16 protein-coding genes are annotated in these 21,695 nt (G+C 66.7%); 12 read left to right on the forward strand and 4 right to left on the reverse strand.

Annotated elements, in window-relative coordinates:
- The first annotated feature begins 20 nt into the window (after positions 1-20).
- The 10 genes from RZA67_RS08765 to RZA67_RS08810 all read left to right on the forward strand — a co-directional run bounded on the left by RZA67_RS08765 (position 21) and on the right by RZA67_RS08810 (position 12,393).
- The gene (locus RZA67_RS08765) at positions 21-434 is read left to right on the forward strand and encodes a hypothetical protein (RefSeq protein WP_317212342.1); all 414 of its coding nucleotides are present in this window, start codon (positions 21-23) and stop codon (positions 432-434) included.
- A gap of 5 nt (positions 435-439) precedes the next feature.
- A complete protein-coding gene (locus RZA67_RS08770; RefSeq protein ID WP_317212343.1) occupies positions 440-2,632 on the forward strand; it encodes a methyl-accepting chemotaxis protein in 2,193 nt (730 codons plus the stop codon).
- A gap of 244 nt (positions 2,633-2,876) precedes the next feature.
- The gene (locus tag RZA67_RS08775; protein ID WP_317212344.1) at positions 2,877-3,644 is read left to right on the forward strand and encodes a flagellar brake protein; all 768 of its coding nucleotides are present in this window, start codon (positions 2,877-2,879) and stop codon (positions 3,642-3,644) included.
- 148 nt (positions 3,645-3,792) lie between these two features.
- A complete protein-coding gene (locus RZA67_RS08780) occupies positions 3,793-4,284 on the forward strand; it encodes a chemotaxis protein CheW (protein ID WP_317212345.1) in 492 nt (163 codons plus the stop codon).
- Positions 4,285-4,404: 120 nt separating this feature from the next.
- The gene (locus tag RZA67_RS08785; protein ID WP_317212346.1) at positions 4,405-4,785 is read left to right on the forward strand and encodes a hypothetical protein; all 381 of its coding nucleotides are present in this window, start codon (positions 4,405-4,407) and stop codon (positions 4,783-4,785) included.
- 100 nt (positions 4,786-4,885) lie between these two features.
- On the forward strand, positions 4,886-7,267 hold the full coding sequence (locus tag RZA67_RS08790) for a methyl-accepting chemotaxis protein (protein ID WP_317212347.1): 2,382 nt from the start codon (positions 4,886-4,888) through the stop codon (positions 7,265-7,267).
- A gap of 247 nt (positions 7,268-7,514) precedes the next feature.
- Positions 7,515-9,806 (forward strand): methyl-accepting chemotaxis protein, encoded by a 2,292-nt coding sequence (locus RZA67_RS08795; protein ID WP_317212348.1) that lies wholly within the window; start codon positions 7,515-7,517, stop codon positions 9,804-9,806.
- Positions 9,807-9,863: 57 nt separating this feature from the next.
- Positions 9,864-10,736, forward strand: coding sequence for a CheR family methyltransferase (locus RZA67_RS08800; protein ID WP_317212349.1), 873 nt, complete (start codon positions 9,864-9,866; stop codon positions 10,734-10,736).
- A complete protein-coding gene (gene cheD / locus RZA67_RS08805; RefSeq protein ID WP_317212350.1) occupies positions 10,733-11,329 on the forward strand; it encodes a chemoreceptor glutamine deamidase CheD in 597 nt (198 codons plus the stop codon). Before RZA67_RS08800 ends, cheD begins: the two co-directional genes overlap by 4 nt.
- Positions 11,326-12,393, forward strand: coding sequence for a chemotaxis response regulator protein-glutamate methylesterase (locus RZA67_RS08810; protein ID WP_317212352.1), 1,068 nt, complete (start codon positions 11,326-11,328; stop codon positions 12,391-12,393). Before cheD ends, RZA67_RS08810 begins: the two co-directional genes overlap by 4 nt.
- Before the next feature lie 188 nt (positions 12,394-12,581).
- Here RZA67_RS08810 and RZA67_RS08815 read toward each other — a convergent pair whose 3' ends face one another.
- The 4 genes from RZA67_RS08815 to RZA67_RS08830 form a co-directional block, all read right to left on the reverse strand.
- Positions 12,582-13,016: an energy transducer TonB gene (locus RZA67_RS08815; RefSeq protein WP_317212353.1), complete on the reverse strand. Its 435-nt coding sequence runs from the start codon at positions 13,014-13,016 to the stop codon at positions 12,582-12,584.
- Positions 13,017-13,192: 176 nt separating this feature from the next.
- On the reverse strand, positions 13,193-15,784 hold the full coding sequence (gene acnB / locus RZA67_RS08820; protein WP_317212354.1) for a bifunctional aconitate hydratase 2/2-methylisocitrate dehydratase: 2,592 nt from the start codon (positions 15,782-15,784) through the stop codon (positions 13,193-13,195).
- Between the two features lie 44 nt (positions 15,785-15,828).
- Positions 15,829-16,227: a type II toxin-antitoxin system VapC family toxin gene (locus RZA67_RS08825; protein WP_317212355.1), complete on the reverse strand. Its 399-nt coding sequence runs from the start codon at positions 16,225-16,227 to the stop codon at positions 15,829-15,831.
- On the reverse strand, positions 16,227-16,457 hold the full coding sequence (locus tag RZA67_RS08830) for an AbrB/MazE/SpoVT family DNA-binding domain-containing protein (protein ID WP_317212356.1): 231 nt from the start codon (positions 16,455-16,457) through the stop codon (positions 16,227-16,229). Before RZA67_RS08830 ends, RZA67_RS08825 begins: the two co-directional genes overlap by 1 nt.
- Positions 16,458-16,780: 323 nt before the next feature.
- Here RZA67_RS08830 and bamE point away from each other — a divergent pair, with 323 nt between their 5' ends.
- Together bamE and RZA67_RS08840 are read left to right on the forward strand one after the other, a co-directional pair.
- Positions 16,781-17,140: an outer membrane protein assembly factor BamE gene (bamE, locus tag RZA67_RS08835; RefSeq protein ID WP_317212357.1), complete on the forward strand. Its 360-nt coding sequence runs from the start codon at positions 16,781-16,783 to the stop codon at positions 17,138-17,140.
- Between the two features lie 252 nt (positions 17,141-17,392).
- Entirely contained in the window at positions 17,393-21,544 is a 4,152-nt protein-coding gene (locus tag RZA67_RS08840) for a putative adhesin (protein ID WP_317212358.1), read from the forward strand.
- Positions 21,545-21,695 lie beyond the last annotated feature (151 nt).

Here is a 21,695-nt window from a genome sequence, read left to right on the forward strand (position 1 = left end):
CGTTCTGCCGGAACCGGGCGATGGCCGGCCTCGCGCTGTTGGCGTTGTGGCTCGGCTGGACGGTGCCAGCATTATGGATGCAACGACTCCCCACACATGATGGCAGCTGGGACGATGCAGCCGTGCTGGCACAGATACCTGCCAGCGTGCTGATGCACGGCATCGGCCAGCCGCGTCTGCTGCTCGGCCGTGGCGAGTGCAGCTGCAGCGCTGTCCCGCCGGCTGAAACGGGCGCTGGAGTGGGTGTCGATCATCTGCCGTTCGAGTGGGTCGTGCTCGATGCAGGCCACCGGCTGGTCTATGCCGGCCCAGCGATGCTGGAGCGGCACTGCGGCGCCAGACAGGTATCGGCCGCAGCACTTGTTACCGGCCTGCTCAGCCACCCCCAGCCCGCGCTGATCCTTTCCGACCGCTGTTCATGCCGCCAGGAGTAACAAGCATGTCCGCACCGTCACGTAATGCCACCGCGTTTGCAGGTCACGAGCCTGCACCGTTCCTGCAGGCGCTCGGCGCGCAGGCCGATCGCCTGTTCGTCGGGGTCACCGCTCTGCTCAGCCTGGTCAGTCTGGTGCTGGCGATGCGCAGCGGCCTGTATACCGCCTTCCTGGCCGTCAGCCTGCCTGCGCTGCTGGTGGTGATCCTCCAGGCCTGCCTGTTGCCAGGAACACGCCTGTCACGCTGCAGCATCGCCCTGGCGTGGATGGTCCAGGCCGCCACGCTCATCCACCAGACCAGCGGACTGCTGGAGACCCACTTCACGGTCATCGTACTGATCGCACTGCTGCTCTACTACCGCGACTGGCTGCCCTTGGTGGTCGCCGCAGGTGCCATCGCGCTGCACCACGTGTTGTTCTTCCTTCTGCAGCAGCGTGGGTTGCCATTCCCGGTGTTCGAGGCCGGCAGCGGGCTGGGCGTGCTCGCCCTGCATGCCGGCTATGTTGCCGTGGAGACAGCCCTGCTCTCGGTGATGGCGATACAGATGCGTCGCCAGCTGCTCCTGCTTGGGCATGATCCGGTGCAGCTGGCACAGCTGGCGCGCGACGTTGCCGCCGACCAGCCGCTGCCCGCCGGCATGGGCGCCGAACAGTTCCCCGCCAACTCGCTGGCCCGGACCCTGGTACAGACCAGCGCGCAGCTGCTGCAGCGACGCGATTCCGAGCGGGCGACGCTGCATGAGACACTGCGCGTGCGTGCCGCACTGGACGACGTCACCACCAACGTGATGATCGCCGACCGCGACCGCAACATCGTGTTCGTCAACCGGCCACTGCAGCGCATGCTGTCCGACGCCGAGGCCGATCTGCGCCGCGACCTGCCGCAGTTCGATGCCAGCGACCTGCTCGGCCGCAACATCGACATCTTCCACCGCAACCCCGCCCACCAGGCAAGACTGCTCGATACGCTGACTTCCACCTACCGCGCGCAGATCCGCGTCGGTGGGCGCCTGTTACGGCTGATCGTCAATCCGATCATCGGCGAGGACGGCCAGCGCCAGGGCTTTGTTGTTGAATGGGCAGACCGCACGCTAGAGGCACAGGTCGAGGATGAGCTTGCCCGCATCGTACAGGCAGCAGCGCAAGGTGATTTCAGCGCACGGGTCAGCGTCGAGGGCAAGGACGGTTTCTTCCTGCAGCTCGCCCAGCAGCTCAATGCCCTGCTGGATGCCAATGCCACCAGCATCGAGCAGATCTCCGTGCTGCTGTCCTCGCTCTCGCGCGGCGACCTGACCGCGCGGATGGAAGGCAACTTCCAAGGCGTCTACGCGCGGATACGCGACGATGGCAACGCCACCATCGCCCAGCTTACCGCCATTGTCTCCAGCATCCAGGGTGCGTCGCGGAGCATCAACGATGCCGCCGCCACCCTCTCGCAGGGCAATGGCCACCTGGCCAGCCGCACCGAGCAGCAGGCTGCCAGCCTCGAAGAGACCGCTGCCACCATGGAGGAACTGACAGCAACGGTGCGGCAGAACGCCGAGCACGCCCGCCAGGCCAACCAGCTGGCCAGCAGCGCGGCGGAGGTGGCGGCCAGCGGTGGTGATGTGGTCGGCAGCGTGGTCGTCACCATGAGCGGCATCGAGCAGTCGTCGCGACGCATCGCCGAGATCATCACCGTCATCGACGGGATCGCGTTCCAGACCAACATCCTGGCGCTCAACGCGGCGGTCGAGGCGGCCCGTGCCGGCGAGCAGGGGCGCGGCTTCGCCGTGGTCGCCGCCGAGGTGCGCACGCTGGCGCAGCGCTCGGCCGAGGCGGCCCGGCAGATCAAGGGACTGATCGATGACTCGGTCGGCAAGGTCAGCCACGGCGCGGATCTCGTCCAACGCGCCGGCACTACGATGAACGACATCGTGCAATCGGTACGCCAGGTAAACCAGATCATGGGTGAAATTGCCGCCGCCTCCCAGGAGCAGAGTACCGGCATTGAACAGGTAAACCAGAGCATCGCGCAGATGGATGTAAACACGCGCCAGAACGCCTCGCTGGTCGAACAGGCGGCCCAGGCGACCCGCGCCATGGACGAGCAGGCCGGCCACCTCTCGGACGCCGTTGCACGCTTCAGGCTCGCAGGTCACGAGGGCGGCACGGTAAGCGTGCAGCGGCTGCGCAGCCTGGCGGGCCTGGACCCGTAGCCTTGCGGCCGTGCGGCATGGCGTAGATCCGCCCCGCAGTCGGCTGCTCTTCGGCCAGATCGCGACGACCTGGCCGCGCTTGCGCGCGGTGAGCCGACCATGGGTCGACCCTGCAGGCAATCCGACATGAACTTGCAGCTTTCCCTACAGCTTTGATTGGCGCTGCCGATAGGGTTATCAAGGCGCGCTTGTCGTGCCACCCGATGCACAACGACCCAGCGCAGAGCCGATGTCCGAAGCAAGCATGCAGAACAGCGAACATCCCGAAGACGCGCACGACGGTGCCGAGGACGAGCGCTTTCTGGTGCGCAATGCGCTGCAGATCCGGCAGCTGATCCGCCAGCTGATCGACCAGCGCTCCTTGATCAACGCCCATATCGGCGGCCGCGACCAGCACTTCCCCACCGCCATCCTGGAACTTGATGAAGACCAGGACAGCCTGGTGCTGGATGGGAGCCCATTGGAGTCAGCCAACCGCGCCGCTGAAGCAGCAGGCGATCTGCTGTGCTTTGCCCAGCTCGAGAAAGTGCTCGTACGCTTCCACGTACATGGGCTCCAGCGCGTGGACAACGGTCCGCACGTTGCGTTCCGCGCCGACCTGCCCGAGGAGCTGGTGCATCTGCAGCGACGGGAGATGTACCGGCTGGAAACCCCGATCACCGATGCTCCCCACCTGCTGCTGCCGATCGGCACCGACGGCAGCGCCGAGCCACTGTCGCTGCGGGTGGTGGACATCAGCGGCGGCGGCCTGGCCGTTACCGTGCCGCAGGAGAGCAGCCTGTTTGCTCTGCAGCGCTTCTACGAAGTCGAGCTCAACATTCCTGAAGGTCCACAGATGCAGGTCGGCCTGGTGGTCTGCAACATGCGTGAGCAGCGCCTGGCCAACGGCAGTGAGATCAAGCGCATCGGCATGCGCTTTGAACGCATGCCGCGCGGTGCCGACAGCGCAATCCAGCGCTACATCTTCCGTATTGACCGCCAACGAAGCGCGCGCAAGAACGGCGAGTCGTGACGCCGGGTACTGCCCGGCTGCGCCGACGCGCGGCGTCATCGGCCAGCGGCAGATCCGCCCCGCTCCGCGCACGGCAGACCTAAAGTCCCACGGGGCGACGCCGATATAAAGCCTGACGCTGGCAAAACCGCCGAACCAGGACCCCCCGATGAACGACAAGACCCAGGACGCAGCCTCCTCCGGCGGCGAATACCTCAGCTTCACCCTCGGCGCCGAGCATTATGGCGTGGACATCCTCAAGGTGCAGGAAATCCGCGGCTACGACGCGGTCACCCGCGTACCGGACGCGCCGGACTACATCAAGGGCGTGATCAACCTGCGTGGCACCATCGTGCCGGTCATCGACCTGCGTCTGAAGCTGCGGCTGGACAATGCGCGCTACGACGCCTTCACCGTGATGATCGTGCTTAACGTCGAAGACCGCGTCGTCGGCATCGTGGTCGACAGCGTCTCCGATGTGATTCCGCTGACGGCCGAGCAGATCCGGCCGACCCCGGAATTCGGTGCCGCTGTCGATACCCGCTTCATCTCGGGCATCGGTACGCAGGATGACCGGATGCTGATCCTGCTGGACATCGAAACGCTGCTGGACAGCGCCGACATGGGCCAGGCCGTGCTGCCCGAAGACGTTGCCGCCTGAAAACAGCGCGCAATCGACCCTTCAGTTTGTCGCCCGACTGCCGATACGTGGTTGAAGCGCCGCGCAAGGGCCTATGCCCCGGCCTGCGGCCTGCCCCTTCTTTTTACCGGAGATGTGTTGATGAAGTCCCTGCTTGCCTTTGCTTCGGCCGCGCTGCTGGCCACCACCGCCCTGACCGCCGCTGCCCAGTCGGCCATGATTCCGCCGGAAATGGCGGCCCGCCAGGTTGGCAAGGACGGCATGGTCTGCGGCAAGGTTGAGAAGGCTCGCTACGCAGAAGGCTCCGAAGGCCAGCCGACCTTCCTGCACATGGGTGGCGCGTTCCCCCGCCACACCTTCTCGGCCCGCATCACCGGCGCCAACCGCAGCAAGTTTTCCTTCCCGCTGGAATCGCTGGAAGGCAAGACTGTCTGCGTGATCGGCAAGATCGAGCGCGACGCCTCGCGCGCCGAGATTGAAGTGAGCTCGCCGGCCAACCTGAAACTGGCTGACATCAAGTAAGCCTTGACCGCCCCGCCGCGCCGGCCTGCCGGCGTGGCGGATGCTGCACCCGGGCCACGCTTCGGTCCGGACGCGTCTGTCACTGGAGAATGTTACGCCCATGCCCTGGATCAACAACCTGAAACTGATGCCGAAGCTGCTGCTGACCTTCGGCGTCATCCTCGTGGTAATGCTGCTGCAGGGCATCGTTGCCTATCGCGGCCTGCATTCGCTGAACAGCGTAACCAGCGAGCTGGCCGAGCGGCGCATGCAGAGCATCCGCCTGGCGGGTGAAATCCGCGGCATGATGGGCGAGTTCCGCAATTCCGAATACCAGCAGCTGGTGCGTGCCAGCGCCGAGGTCAAAGCCGAAGCCCGGCAACGTGTCGAGAACCTGCAGGTGAAGCTCGACGAGGCGCTCGCCGCCTACCCGAAGCTGATTGACAACCCGCAGCAGAAGCAGCTGTTTGACACCTATGCCGCCAACTGGAAGTCCGCGCTGGCCTCCTATGCCAGCGTGCACGAATTGATCGAACTGGAACTGCCCGACGACGCCGTCGACACCTTCGTCGGTGAAACGCGCACCAAACACCTGGCGGCCTCCACGGCGCTGGAAGCGCTGATTGCCGAAGACAACCGGCTGGCGCGCGCGGCAGCCGAACAGGCCTCCAGCACGTACAGCGCTTCGGCAACCCTGATGGTGCTGGCACTGCTCGGCGGTGCGGCGCTGGGCCTGGTGCTGGTCTGGCTGTTTGCCCGCGCCCTGGTCGGCAGTGTCCGTGGCGCGGTCGCGGTGGCCAGCGATGTGGCCAGCGGCAAGCTCGACGGCCATATCGACGTGTCGCGCCAGGACGAAGTGGGTGAGCTGCTGCAGGCCATGCAGCGCATGCAGCGCGACCTGCGCGAGCGTATCGAGCGTGACCAGCGCATCGCCGGTGAGAACCTGCGCATCCGCACCGCGCTGGACTACAGCTCCACCGGCGTCTACCTCACCGACGCCAGCAGCACCATCGTCTACAGCAACCGTGCCCTGCAGCAGTCGCTGCAGCAGTACCAGGACGAACTGCGCCGTGACCTGCCGGAGTTCGACGCACAGGCTTCGCTGGTGGGTCATCCGGTTACCGTGCTCGAACATGGCGGCCGGATGGACAGCGAGTTGATGGCCACGCTCAAGCAGCACGATGTGGCCCGCCGCCCCATGCAGTACGGCGATGCCCAGTTTGCCCAGGTCGTGTCGACCATCCGCGGCGAAGACGGGGAGCCGGTCGGTTACGTGGTGGAATGGCGCGACCGCACCCAGGAAGCAGCGGTGGAAGCGGAAGTCGCACGTGTGATCGCCCAGGCGGCGTCGGGCGATCTGTCCGGCCGCATCGACGATGACGGCAAGGATGGCTTCTTCCTGCAGCTCGCTCAGCAGATCAATGGACTGCTCGACGCCAACGCCAGCAGCATCTCGCAGATCTCCAACCTGCTCACTGCGTTGTCGCGCGGCGACCTCACCGTTCGCATGCACGGCGACTACGAGGGCGTGTTCGCCCGTATGCGTGACGACGCCAACGCCACTGCTGACCAGCTGAGCGGCATCGTCACCCGGATCAAGCACTCCAGCCGCGCCATCAGCACCGCCGCGGGCGAGATCGCCAGCGGCAACAGCGACCTGTCGCGGCGCACCGAGCAGCAGGCTGCCAATCTGGAGGAAACGGCCGCATCGATGGAGGAGCTGACCTCCACCGTGCGCCAGAACGCCGAGCATGCCCGTCAGGCCAACCAGCTCGCCATCGGTGCGCACGGCGTTGCCAGCCAGGGCGGCGAAGTGGTCGGCCAGGTAGTCACCACCATGTCCGCCATCGAAGCGTCCTCGAAGAAGATCGCCGAGATCATCTCGGTCATCGACGGCATCGCATTCCAGACCAACATCCTGGCGCTCAACGCAGCGGTCGAGGCGGCACGTGCCGGAGAACAGGGTCGTGGCTTTGCGGTGGTGGCCAGCGAAGTGCGGACGCTGGCGCAGCGTTCGGCAGCTGCAGCAAAGGAGATCAAGGGCCTTATCGACGACTCGGTGGGCAAGGTCGCCGACGGCTCGGCGTTGGTACACAAGGCTGGCGCCACCATGGGCGAGATTGTCGCCTCGGTGCAGCGTGTGACCGACATCATGGCCGAGATCTCGGCCGCCTCGCAGGAACAGAGCACCGGCATCGAGCAGGTCAACCAGACCGTGGTGCAGATGGATGAGACCACCCAGCAGAACGCTGCGCTGGTGGAGGAAGCCACTGCCGCCGCGCGCGCGATGGAGGAACAGGCCGGCCAGCTGAGCGAAGCGGTGTCGGTGTTCACGCTGGACGAAGCAGAAGGGGAACGCCAGCCCGATTCGCTGGCAGCGGCCGCCTCGCGCCCGCGCCCGGCAGTTGCGGCCGCCGCTGCACCTGCCACTGCTCCTGCACGACGCCCGGCACCGCGCAGCGTGGCGGCCGAGCTGGCTGAGGGCGACTGGCAGGAGTTCTGAGCCGCGCGTCATTGCTGTCGACACCACCCCGGCCCCGCGCCGGGGTGGTCGTTTCTGCGTCTCCGATTTTCCATCGGACATGCCCGCAGCGCAGGCGCCCTGGCTGAGCGATGCTTCCGGTCGCTGCTGCCGCTGCATGCCGGCCCTGCGCAGGCCTCAACTGTGCCCATCACCGGCCGATAACAGGTCTGCCATATCCACAATTCCCGCCCATTGATCAAGGGCCCTCAGTTCCGGTGTTGAATACATGACGCTCACGTACTCCTGGCAACGCGCCTTCGACAACCTGCCGGTGCGGCGCAAACTCGGTCTGCTCACGGTGCTGATCGCCCTGGGCGTGATCGTCCTTTCGATGGTGGCTGCGCGCATGCAGTACCTGGACCTCACCGAAACCCGCAAGGACTCCCTGAAAATCCAGGTCGAGCTTGCCGAGGGTGTACTGGCCCATTACCACGGGCTGGCAGAGAAAGGCGAGCTGAGCGAGGACGCGGCCAAGGCGGCGGCGCTGCAGACGCTGTCGGCAATGCGCGCGCAGGGCCAGAACTACTACTACAACGTGCTGGACACCAACTACGTGCTGCTCCTGCACCCGTTCCGCGCTGACCGCGTGGGCAAGAGCATGAAGGACTACGAGTCGGTCGACGGCGTGCGCCTGTATTACTACCAGGTGGGCATGGCCCGCCTCGGCGGTGGCTATACCAACTACAAGGCGCCCAAGTACGGCAGCAGCGGTGCTGAAGGCGAACCGATCGAAAAGGTCAGCTATGCAACGCTGTTCAAGCCGTGGAACTGGGTCGTCTTCAGCGGCGTGTACATGGACGATGTGCAGGCCCAGGCCATGACCTTCACCGGTGTAATGGCCCTGGCCGGCGGCGTACTGGTGCTGCTGGTGATCGGCCTGAGCTGGGTCATCGGCACCCGCATCAGCGAGCCGCTGCGCAAGGCGACCGCAGTTGCCCAGGGCATCGCGGCCGGCAAGCTGGACAACGCCATCGGCTCGCAGCCGCGCGACGAGCCGGGCCGCCTGCTGGACAGCATGGGCCAGATGCAGCAGCAGCTGCACGCGGTGATCAGTGGCCAGCGCGAGATGGCCCGCCGCCATGAAGCCGGCGAACTCAGCTACCGCATCGATGCCAGCACGGTGCCCGGCGAATACGGACAGATGGTCGAGGAAACCAACACGCTGGTCGGCAACCACGTACAGACGCTGCACGACGTGCTGGACGTGGTGCAGGCCTATGCGGTGGGCGACCTGCGCGCCGACATCGCCCGCTACCCGGGCGAGAAGGCAGCCATGACCACGACGGTCGATGCGGTCAAGGCGAACCTGGGCCGCATCAATGCCGAGATCAAGCGGCTGGCCACCTCGGCGGCTGCCGGTGATTTCAGCCAGCGTGGCGATGCGGCCAGCTTCCAGCACGACTTCCGCGTGATGGTGGAGAACCTCAACGCAATGATGGCGGTCAGCGACGAGAATCTCGGCAAGCTCTCCCAGCTGCTGTCGGCCATCGCCGAGGGTGACCTCACCGTACGCATGCACGGCGATTACCAGGGCGTGTTCGCCCGCATGCGTGACGATGCCAACGCCACGGTCGCCCAGCTGACCCAGATCGTCGGTCAGATCCAGGCTTCGACCAGCAGCATCACGCTGGCCTCGGGCGAAATCGCCAGTGGCAACAGCGATCTGTCACGCCGCACCGAGCAGCAGGCCGCCAACCTGGAGGAAACCGCAGCCTCGATGGAGGAGCTGACCTCCACCGTGCGCCAGAACGCCGAGCACGCCCGCCAGGCCAACCAGCTGGCCATCGGCGCCCATGGCGTGGCAAGCCAGGGCGGCGACGTCGTGGGCCAGGTGGTCGGCACCATGACGGCCATCGAAGCGTCTTCGAAGAAGATTGCCGAGATCATCTCGGTGATCGATGGCATCGCCTTCCAGACCAACATCCTGGCACTCAACGCCGCCGTGGAGGCAGCACGCGCCGGCGAACAGGGCCGTGGCTTTGCCGTGGTGGCCAGTGAAGTGCGCACGCTGGCACAGCGCTCGGCAGCAGCCGCCAAGGAGATCAAGGGTCTGATCGATGACTCGGTCGGCAAGGTTGCCGACGGCTCCGCACTGGTGCACAAGGCGGGCACGACCATGGGCGAAATCGTCGCCTCGGTCCAGCGCGTGACCGACATCATGGCCGAGATCTCGGCAGCCTCGCAGGAGCAGAGCGCCGGCATCGAGCAGGTCAACCAGACCGTGGTGCAGATGGACGAGACCACCCAGCAGAACGCCGCGCTGGTGGAAGAAGCCACCGCTGCGGCACGCGCCATGGAGGACCAGGCTGCCCAGCTCGCCGATGCGGTGGCGATCTTCCGCCTGGACAACCAGGTGCGGGCCGCCGTCAGTGCAGTCACCGCACCGCTGCGTCCGGCGACCCCGCCGGTGGCCCCGCCGCGCCCGGCAGCCAAGCCCGCGCGTGCCGTTGCTGCCGCCACCCCGCGCCCTGCCCGTCCGTTGCCGACCAACGACGATGGCCAGTGGCAGGAGTTCTGAGCTTCCCTGAGCTGACCGGCGCGGCGGCAACGCCGCGCCCCCACCGGACCCACGCTAGTGAGCACTCCCTCTTCCAACATCGCCCGCAGCGAAGGCCGCGAGTTCGAGTTCGATGACCGCGACTTCCGCCGCGTCTGCGAGCTGATCCATCAGCGGGTCGGCATCGCGCTGGCACCGGCCAAGCGGGACATGGTCTACGGCCGGCTTTCCCGCCGCCTGCGCGTGCTGGGCATGCGCAGTTTCCAGCAGTACCTGGACCAGCTCGAACGCGATGGCGGCGAAGAATGGCAGGCCTTCACCAATGCCCTGACCACAAACCTCACCGCGTTTTTCCGCGAGCCCCACCACTTCGACCGTCTGCGCGAAGAGCTTCAGCGGCGCGCCCATACCGCCACCAGCGCGCAGCCGCTGCTGCTGTGGTCATGCGCGGCCTCCACCGGTGAGGAGCCCTACTCGATGGCGATCACCGCCTGCGAGGCGTTCGGCACGCTCAAACCGCCGGTGCGCATCGTCGCTACCGACGTGGACACCCAGGTACTGGCTACCGCCGCGCGCGGCGTCTACACCATCGACCGCGTGTCCGGCCTGGACATCGACCTGAAGCGGCGCTACTTCCAGCGCGGCAGCGGCCCCAACGAGGGACAATGCCGGGTGCTGCCTGCCCTGCGCGAGCTCATCGACTACCGGCCGCTCAATCTGCTGGCGCCGCGTTACGACGTCGGCGGGCCGTTCACCGCGCTGTTCTGCCGCAATGTGATGATCTACTTCGACAAGCCCACCCAGCGTGACATCCTTGGCCGTCTGGTGCAGCACCTGGCCGATGACGGTCTGCTCTACACCGGGCACTCGGAGAACTACCTGCACGCGGCTGACCTGATCCAACCGTGCGGGCGGACGCTGTACCGTCGTGCCACCGGGGCCGCACGATGAGCCTGCCCTTGGCCAATGATCAAGTGATGCGCTACAACGACTCGCGCTTCGGGGTGACGGCGGCCAAGCTGCTGCCGACCCAGTACCTGGTGGTTGATGACGCTACCGCGCTGACCACTACACTGGGCTCATGCGTGGCAGCGTGCATCCGTGACCCGGTGTTGAAGATCGGCGGCATGAACCACTTCCTGCTGCCGGAAGGCAATGTCGGCGACGGTGCGCCGGCGCGCTACGGCAGCTACGCCATGGAACTGCTGATCAATGACATGCTCAAGCGCGGTGCGCACCGCAAGCGCCTGGAGGCCAAGGTGTTCGGCGGCGCCAACGTGCTCAAGGGCTTCACCTCCAACCCGGTGGGCACACGCAACGCCGAGTTCGTGCGCCATTACCTGCACGCCGAGCACATCCCCATCATCGCCGAAGATCTCTGTGGCATCCATCCGCGCAAGGTGTGGTTCTTTGCCGATACCGGCCGCGTGGTAGTGCAACGGCTGCCGCACGCACACGAGGCCGAAGTCGCCGCGGCCGAGTCGGCCGTGCGTGCGCGTCTGTCCAAGGCGCCGGTTGCCGGGGCCGTGGAGTTGTTCGAATGAGCCCCACCGCACCCTGCCGCGTTCTGATCGTGGACGACTCGGCGGTCGTCCGCCAGATGCTGAGCGAGATCCTTGCCAGCGACCCGGGCATCGAAGTGGTCGGCACCGCGGCCGACCCCCTTCTGGCCCGCGAGAAGATCAAGCGGCTTGCGCCGGATGTCATCACGCTCGACGTGGAAATGCCACGGATGGACGGGCTGGCCTTCCTGGAAAACCTGATGCGGCTGCACCCGCTGCCGGTAGTGATGATTTCCTCGCTGACCGAGCGCGGCGCCGACACCACGCTGCAGGCGTTGGCGCTGGGAGCGGTCGATTTTGTCTCCAAACCCAAGGCGGACGTGTCGCGTGGGCTTCAGGGCTATGCCGACGAGATCATCGCCAAGGTCAAGATGGCCGCCCGCTCGCGCGTGCGCAGTCTGCCGCGCATGCCGGCCGGCAAGGTGATTCTGGATGCCCCCGCGATCGGCCGCGCGGCATCGCTGCAGTTCCGTACGACCGACCGGCTGATCGCGATCGGCTCGTCAGCGGGCGGCACCGAAGCGCTGCGCGTGGTGCTGGAAGGCATGCCGGCCGACTCGCCTGCGGTGGTAATGACCCAGCACCTGCCGGCCAGCTTCAGCACCGCCTTCGCCGAGCGCCTGGATCGCCACTCGGCGATGGCCGTGCGCGAAGCCACTGATGGCGAAGCGGTGCTGGCCGGTCATGCCTACCTGCCTCCAGGTGGCAAGCACCTGCGCATCATCCGCGATGGCGCGCGCTGGCGCTGCCGCATCGATGACGGCCCGGCGGTGAACCGGCACAAGCCTGCGGTGGATGTGCTGTTCCAGTCCGTCGCCCAGAGTGCCGGTGCCAATGCCATCGGCGCGATCCTCACCGGCATGGGCGATGACGGTGCGCGTGGCCTGCTGCAGATGCGCCAGGCCGGTGCGCCAACCCTGGTGCAGGATGAGGCGACCAGCGTGGTCTGGGGCATGCCCGGCGCAGCGGTCAAGCTCGGCGCGGCCGACGAGCAGCTGCCATTGGAGCGCATCGCCGAGCGCCTGCTGGCGTTGAGCCGGGGCTGAGCGATACGTTTGCAGCTGCGCGGCATCCGGTCGTTGAAGCGCTGGCGCGATTGCGACGCGTCACGCTACATGCGGTCGCTTAGAGCCTGGCTCTGCCCGGCTGAAATGCCAGGTTCGCCCGCTGCCGGGCAGAGCCCGGCACTACGTGTCAGCCGCCTGCGGGTGCGACGACGCCATCAGGCAGAACGTCAGTTCAACCTGAATGACATGGGCACCTGCACCTCGCCCGGCACCGCAACGCCATCCTGGCTGGCCGCCGTGTACTGCCATCGGCGCGTCGCCTCCATCGCGGCCTGATCCAGATCAGGCCAACCGGTACTTTGCAGCACACTGGCATCGGTCCACTGACCCTTGGCATCGACCTTGATCAACACGATGGCGTCACCTTCCCTGTTCTCCCGGAACGCCGCAGGCGGATAGCGCGGCGGATTGGCGTTCTTCGACGCGATCCGCACTGAGGCATGGACGTCGCCGGCCTGGGCGGCCGACGTCGCTGGCGCGTCGGCGCTTGCGGCGGCCTTCGCCGTCGCGTTGCCGCCCGCGACCGCCAAGACCAGCATGACCGCTACGCCGAGTCCGTGTCGCGTTCTGCTGCCCACTGCAGTGTGCTGCCGCTGGGACATCCGTGTTCTCCTTCAACGTGGTCGCACAGTCTAGTGGCAGCGCGTGCGGTTGCGAAACCCGATGGGGCAGCACTCGCCCTGCGCTGCTCCGTAATCGAACGCATCACAAAAAACCCCTGGCTCACGCCAGGGGTCTGTGTGGCAGCGGCACGGCCGGCCAGCGACCGGCGCTACCGTCAGGCGGCGACTGTTTTAGCCACGTCCTGATACTCCTCGATCTGGTCGAAGTTCATGTAACGGTAGATCTCGGCACCGCTGGCGGCGATGACGCCGACGTCGGCCATGTACTCTTCCCGGGTCGGGATGCGGCCCAGACGCGAGCAGATCGCGGCCAGCTCGGCCGAACCCAGGTACACGTTGGTGTTGCGGCCCAGACGGTTGGGGAAGTTGCGGGTCGAGGTCGACATCGCCGTGGAGCCTTCACGGATCTGCGCCTGGTTGCCCATGCACAGCGAGCAGCCCGGCATTTCCATGCGCGCGCCGGTGGCGCCGAAGGTGCCGTACACGCCTTCCTTGGTCAGCTCGGAGGCATCCATCTTGGTCGGCGGGGCCACCCACAGGCGGGTCGGCAGGTCACGCTTGCCTTCCAGCAGCTTGGCGGCGGCGCGGAAGTGACCGATGTTGGTCATGCACGAACCAATGAACACCTCGTCGATTTTGGCGCCGGCGACCTCGGACAAGGTCTTCACATCGTCCGGATCGTTCGGGCAGGCCACGATCGGCTCGTGGATGTCGGCCAGGTCGATCTCGATGACGGCCGCGTACTCGGCATCTGCATCCGGTTCGAGCAGCTGCGGATCGGCCAGCCACTCCTTCATCTTGTCGATGCGACGCTGCAGCGAGCGCGGGTCCTGATAGCCCTCGGCGATCATCCACTGCAGCAGCGTGATGTTGCTGGTGAGGTATTCAATGATCGGTTCCTTGTCCAGGCGCACCGTGCAACCGGCCGCCGAACGCTCGGCCGAGGCATCGGACAGTTCGAACGCCTGCTCGACCTTCAGCTCCGGCAGACCTTCGATTTCCAGGATGCGACCGGAGAAGATGTTCTTCTTGCCGGCCTTGGCCACGGTCAGCAGGCCCGACTTGATCGCATACAGCGGAATGGCGTTGACCAGGTCACGCAAGGTCACACCCGGCTGCATCTGGCCCTTGAAGCGCACCAGCACCGACTCGGGCATGTCCAGCGGCATCACGCCGGTAGCGGCGGCGAAGGCGACCAGGCCCGAACCGGCCGGGAACGAAATGCCCACCGGGAAGCGGGTATGCGAGTCACCGCCGGTGCCGACGGTGTCCGGCAGCAGCATGCGGTTGAGCCAGCTGTGGATGACGCCATCGCCCGGACGCAGCGAGATGCCGCCACGGGTGGAGATGAACTCCGGCAGGGTGTGATGGGTCTTGACGTCCACCGGCTTCGGGTAGGCGGCGGTATGGCAGAACGACTGCATCACCAGGTCGGCCGAGAAGCCCAGGCAGGCCAGATCCTTCAGCTCGTCACGGGTCATCGGACCGGTGGTGTCCTGCGAGCCCACCGAGGTCATCTTCGGTTCGCAGTAGGTGCCCGGGCGCATGCCCTGTCCTTCGGCCAGGCCGCAGGCGCGGCCGACCATCTTCTGCGCCAGCGAGAAGCCCTTGCCGGTGTCGGCCGGCTGCACCGGCAGGCGGAACAGATCGGTCGGCGCCAGGCCCAGCGCTTCGCGTGCCTTGCCGGTCAGGCCACGGCCGACGATCAGCGGGATGCGGCCACCGGCACGCACCTCGTCAAACAGCACCTCGCTCTTCACCTCGAACTCGGCAATCACTTCGCCGTTCTTCAGTGCCTTGCCGTCGTACGGGCGCAGCTCGACAACATCGCCGTGCTCCATCTGCGAAACGTCCAGCTCGATCGGCAGCGCGCCGGCATCTTCCATGGTGTTGTAGAAGATCGGGGCGATCTTGCCGCCCAGGCAAACGCCACCGGCGCGCTTGTTCGGGATGTACGGAATGTCATCACCGGTCCACCACAGCACGCTGTTGGTGGCCGACTTGCGCGAGGAGCCGGTACCGACCACATCGCCGACGTAGGCCACCAGATGGCCCTTGTCCTTCAGCGAGAGGATCTGCTGGATCGGACCGCGCTTGCCATCCTCTTCCGGAGTGAAGGCGGCATCGTCACGCTTGTTCTTCAGCATCGCCAACGCGTGCATCGGAATGTCCGGACGGGTGGTGGCATCCGGCGCCGGGGAGAGGTCATCGGTGTTGGTCTCGCCCGGCACCTTGAACACGGTGATGGTCAGGCTCTGCGGGACTTCCGGCTTGCTGGTGAACCACTCGGCATCGGCCCAGCTCTGCAGCACGGCCTGCGCGTTGGCGTTGCCGGCCTTGGCCTTCTCCTGCACGTCATGGAAGGCATCGAACACCAGCAGGGTGTTCTTCAGCGCAGCGGCGGCGATGGTGCCGACGGCGGCATCGTCGAGCAGTTCGACCAGCGGGGCAACGTTGTAGCCGCCGAGCATCGTGCCCAGCAGTTCGGTCGCGCGCTCGCGGCTGATCAGCGCGCTCTTCTCGCTGCCAAAGGCGATGGCGGCCAGGTAGGAGGCCTTGACCTTGGCAGCGTCATCCACGCCGGCCGGAACGCGATGGGTCAGCAGGTCGAGCAGGAACTCGGCTTCGCCGGACGGCGGGTTCTTCAGCAGTTCGATGACATCGGCCGTCTGCTGCGCGCTCAGCGGCAGCGGCGGGATGCCAAGCGCAGCGCGCTCGGCGACGTGGTGGCGGTAGGCTTCCAACATGACAACTCCCGGGTAATGCTTGATGGAAAAAAACGAGAATGGGCTCAGGCGTGCGGCACGATCAGCTTCAGGCCCTTGAAGTAGTCGCGATGAAACGTGTCATTCCAGGTGATCAGGCCGTCGCACTGCAGCAGTGCATGGGCTCCCACCATGAATTCGGCCAGGCTGCGGCGGTCGGTGCCGCGTTGGCGGTGACGGCGCTGCATTTCACCCGCACGAAGTGCCGACTTGGCCTCCATCGGATTGAAATGCACGCCCATCTCTTCCAGCGCCTCGAGCACCTCGGCACCACCGCGCAGGCTGGCGCAGATCTCGGCGAGCGTCGCGCTACAGACCACCACTTTCCCGCCGACCAGGCTCTGCCGCAGGCAGGCCTCCACCGCGTCGGCCTGCGGGCCGTTGCTGAGCAGCTCGATCAGCACCGGTGAATCCACCGCGATCATCACGCCTGGCCTTCCTCACGTACGGCGCGCACCGCGTCGTCGGCCGAAGCGAAGCCGTCCAGGGCGAACTTGCCCCGCGCACGGGAAATCGCGTCGTCGACACTCTTGCGCAGGATGATGCGGCTGCCCTCGAGCTCAACCTTGAGCTGGGTGCCTTTGGTCAGCCCGAGGGCATCCCGGACCGCCTTGGGCAAGGTGATCTGTCCGCGTTCAGCAACCGTGGCTTCCATGAGGGGCCTCCTGAGTATGTACGAATTATACATACCTGCGACGCCATACCGCCAGCAGGGCTCTCCTCGCTGACAGAACGGCATGCCGGAACAAGGTAACCGGCTACCGCCCTGCTGCTGCACTTCGCTGATCGCCGCCAGCTATCGGTCTAGTCGTTACCTGAGGTCAGCACTTTTCCGTGGCAATGCGCTGCTTCGCGTAACTGTGATCCTGGCCCGATCGCGAGGCGGGCGCCCCAATAGACTCCGCGCGCGGCGGACCGTACCGAGGAATACACATCCGGATACACCCCCGCTCCCCCAATCAACAAAAAGGAGCTTCGATGCGTACCTATGCCCTTGCCCTGCTGCTGGCCGCCCCGCTGGTTTTCGCGGCGGCGCCGGCCCACGCCAATCCGTTCGGCGACCACGTCACCGGTATCGAGTTTACCCAGGCACAGCTCGACGAACTTGAAATCGGCAAGACCACCCAGGACCAGATCCGTGGCAAGTACGGCGCCCCGACCCGTCGCGAACAGCTCGGCGACACCCAGGTCTGGTACTACGACTACGCCCGAATCAAAGCCTTCGGCAGGAACGTGCAGGAATCGACGGTCTTCGAGTTCGGCAAGGACGGCAGGCTGAAGGAGAAATCGAAGGGTGGCGCGCCGGCCAGTACGGGCAACCCCCTGCTCGGCGGCTGACCGGGACGGACAGGCCACTGCGGTGGCGTGCAGCGGGACCTCGGATACTGACGCTTTCGGCATTTCGCTGCGCGTCATCTCCGGGGGACCGCGGCATATCGCGACGCGTGCCGTCGCCGCTCCAGCCCCTTCAGCAGCGGATGCGCGAAGCGTGACGGCGGTCCGTGGGCCGGGTGCTGGCGCATGACAGGCTGCTGGCTGCCTCCCATGCAGGTCTGCCGGACCTGCCCACCCACCCTCAAGCAGGCCTTGATGACGCCATACGAGTTCACGCAGTTCATTACCGAAGACGCGCTTGCGAGCGCCCTCTCCAACCAGCGCATGGGCATCGTCGTAGCGCGCGCCAAGCGCGAGACCCGAAGGCTGCTGGCGCAGCATTTCAGCATGTGGCAGGCCGGCAGCGACCTGCTGACGACGCTGATCGGTCGACCAGCGTCGGCCGCCGCTCGCCAGCACCACCTGCAGCAGCACCTGCTCGGGTTGCGGCAGCTGCGGATCATCCAGACGCTGCAGCACGCGCTCAGGTTTCGCCGTGACATCACGCCACCGGCGCACGTCGAGCTGATGCGCTTCAGCCAGCGCGTGACCACCGCCGAGACCAGCCAGTCGATGCTGTTTGACGCCTCTGCGATCAGCAGGGTCATCAGCCATCTCGGCCGCGCACCCGACAACGACCTCGGCACCGTTCCGGTGGAGGAAGCGCTGCGTGCTGCAGGCGAGCTGCCGCCTGCCGAGGTGGATGTCGAAGCGGCGATCCTGCTGACCGCCCGCCCGGGTGCTGCGGGTTGGGTCATGTCTGCCGAAGCGCTGGCACAGCTGGCCAGCCCGCTGCTGCATGCAGCGCATCACGAGGTCCGCAGCGCAGGCGCCCTGCGCGCCCACCTCCAGGAGCTGAAAGAGGACGCGTCTGCGCTGCGCAACCAGACGTCGGCCGGCGCAGGCCTCTACCGCATGCGGGAGGCACGCATGCAGGCCGGCATGGTCGAAAGCTGGATCGAGGTGCTCCAGTACCCGCAGGATCCTGCAGCACGCGCCCTGTTCGAGCAGCAGCAGCAGCGTCTGTCCGAGCTGCAGGCGCGCCGCGGGATGTCGCGCGATCAGCTCAGGGCGCGGCACAACCAGTGGCAGTCCACCGCCCGAAACCCGGTGGTCACCGCAGCTTCCGGTGCAGCGCAAGGCTCACGCGCGCTGACCGTGAGCTGGCCGCGTGGCGCAGCTGCATCCGGCGCTGCTCCGCCGCACCGGGAGACGCCGTGCGCGCCGGGCCGCTACCGCAGCGCACCCCGGCGTGACGGAACCACGGTATGTCTTTCGCCTGTTGACCTGGATGTGGGTCCTGACCTGCCTGGGCGTGGTCCACGCCCGGTTTACCCGACGGTACAGACCGCCCCCGAACTGCAGGCGCTGCTGGACACGCAGGAAGATCGACCTTCGCAAAAGGCTGTGCAACGTCATCGCAACCCGTGGATGGGGGTCTACATCCGCAATGCCAGTCCGGAGGTGCGTGCCGCTCTGCAGGCGTCCTCCGGCCCGCCCTTCAATGCCACCACTGGCACGCTCGCGCAGGCCCGCGCGCGCATCCATGCAACGAACCAGCTGCTGAACCGTGGCATGTTCCAGCATGCTGCACATCCGGCGGCTTTCGTGCAGGCCTACCTCGAAACGCATTTCCCCGCCGTGCCGGAGGACCTGATCCAGGGCAGCGCAAGCCTGACCGGCACCGCCATCGTCATCGACATCCTCGATGCGAGACGCCGGTTTCCCGGCACACCTGCCGAGCCCTGGCCGCAGACGCAACAGCGGTCCCTGCCCTTCAGCTGCACCCTGCCCATGCTGCAGGCCATCATCCACACACCCGACGAGCGCTGCAGCAGCGCCTCGATCGGTGACCTGCTGCGCCGCGACCGGGCGGACGGCCGCAACCTGCAGCTGGCAGCGGTCCAGGATTGCCAGACCCACTGGCCCGTGCATGGTCCTCGGCACCAGCAGCTGCATGCCGCGCTGGACAACATGACGCCGCCGCTGTTCGTGACGCTGCGCAGGCAATGGGACACACTCTTCAGCACGCTTCGCCACGATGCCGGCTACATGGCGGCGCTGGCCCAGCAGTTCGATCTGTTTATGTCAGCGCGGCTGGATGACCTGCGCCTGCGGCGGCGCTCGACCACCCTGGCCGGTGTGCCGGCCCCGGAGCGCCGCTTCCACGCAGGGCAGGCACAGCGCGCCCGTATAGGGCGGCAGATGATGACCCTGCTCAAACTGCAGGATCATGGTGTTGTTGCCGACGGGCTGATTCTGCTGCCGGGCAGACACAGCGGAGAGTACCTGGCCATACCGGTATGCAAGGCACTGCCGGCCCGCACGCTGCGGTTTGTCCACGATGCGCGCAGCCGGGCGCTGGTGCTCGACGACAACGACATCGACTGGCTGGGCAGCTTCTTCGCCCCCGACCTGCTGCAGAAGTCCATCGATCCGTCGGCCGCGATCCCGCTGCCCAGCGATCCCCGCTGCACGCGACAGGAACTGGAGCGCTCCGGCACCCGCCACTACCTGAGCACCTTCACGCTGCTGGACAGCACAGACCCGATCGCCACCTTGTCCGAAGCGCGGCTGGCACGCCAACAGCAGGCCGGGCGCGCGCTGCTGCGCTCGCAGGATGAGCTCGATGCCGGGCAGCGCGCCAGGCTTCTGAGCGAGATCGCCACCGTTGCGACGGTGGCGTCTTTCGTGCTGCCGTTTGGACAGGCCCTGCTGCCGGAAATGCTTGCGCTGGATGGCACGGTCCTGACCGTGCTCGACGGCGCCATCGGCGTCGCCAACTACGGCGGGCTCGCAGGCAGCTTCGCGGCAGGCTGGGAGCAGACCCGCGCCGACGCTGACAACCCGGACCAGGCCCGCAAGGACGTGGAGAACCTGTTGGAGAGCGCGGTCCTGAACCTGTTGCTGCTGACCCCTGGCCTGCCGCATGGCGCCGGCAGGGGAGCGAAGCTGCGGCACGCGGACCAGCAGCTCGCGCAGACACGGGCCCGCAGCGTGCTGGCCAGGCCTGCCACGCGCGGCCCGCATGCCCAGGTACACATGCTGGGCGAGGAGCAGTTCATCGCGCTGGAGGGGAACACGCTGCATCGAGTGCGTTGGGACCCTGCGGCGCGTGGTTACCGGGGCATGACGCAGGCGGAAGAAGCGGCGGGCAAGCCGCTGCACGACTGTCCTCTGTTCAAACGCCGCCGACACGGGTTCAAGCACGCGCGGGGACGCCGCAAGGGGCCGATACGGGAAACAGATGCAGCGCCGGCGCCGGGCGGCGCGGAGGCGGACGCCGTCCGACGTGGCGGTGGGCAGGCGGCCAATACGGCGCCGGCGTCGGCTGCCGCTGCCGGTCACCAGAGCGTCCTCAGCCCGCCACTGGTGCTCCCCGAGGGCATCACCCGCACGCCGGTGCCCGACTCGCCCTACGTGCTGTTCGCAGCCGCCCATCACAACGGGCAGCCGGCAACGAGCACCCGGCTTACTGTGGTGGCCCATGGCTACTATCTCAGTGCAGAAAACGAGTTGGCGGCGGGCACCGTGCCGGTGAGCATTCCCGCCGATGTCACTGTCCAGATGGCAGCACCGCATGGCGAGTTCCTCAACGCAAATCTCGATTCCCTGCTCAACCCGCCCGCCGGCACCCGCCCCTACGTCACGCTGAAGGTCCAGCGGGGCGCGGTTAGCGTGGTCGACATCAATTTCATGCAGGACCAGCCGGAGCTGTACTACGACAACATGGCCACGCACTTCAATCCGATGGGCCGGCAGGCCACGCTGGGACGGACCGATGGTCTGCAGAACTACCGGCACCACCTCGGTGGCGACCCCGAGCAGGAGATCGCCGACAGCGTGCACTGGAACCGCCAGCAGGCCCAGGCAGAGGGCGTGGCCGCCACCGATGTGCTGGCAATCGGGCCGGAACACGGTGTCGATTCTTCCGCGCGTGCGGTGGCGCATGACACGGGGGTGCAGCGGGTGCTGGACCTGATCGACCAGGGCAGGCTGACCAATCCGGCCGGGCAGAAGTACACGACGGTCTACTTTGCCCATTGCCGCAATCTCGAGACCGCTGCGCCGGGGTCAGTGCAGGACTACTACATCACCGCCGAGGCCGCCCGCGCCGCCGAGGCCGCCGCGCAGCCTCGCCACAGGCGCCATGAAGCGCAGCGCGCGCCCCCTCTGCAGGTGACCCTGGAGATCTACCGACGGGATGATGACCGCTCCGCCTTCCGCCGCACGGCGCTCACCTTCACCGCACTGGCCCGGACCCGCCGCCCGCTGCGGGCACCGACACAAGTGCCGGCGAACGGGCCCCGGATACCTGCAGCTTCGCCGTCCAGGCGCGCGCGTCCCCGCGCGGAACCGGTGCGCTGACGAACACTTGACGGGTTGCGGTCATGACATCGGCGCTACATATGAACGTGTAAGCTTTGTCGATGATGCCCCTTGCCGACAGGACGTGTCAGCCTGGCCGCGATGGGGATGGACACAAGCGCGCATGCCGTCCGTCAACGGCAGCAAGCCA

This window comes from Stenotrophomonas sp. C3(2023) (assembly GCF_032911385.1).
GTDB lineage: Bacteria > Pseudomonadota > Gammaproteobacteria > Xanthomonadales > Xanthomonadaceae > Stenotrophomonas.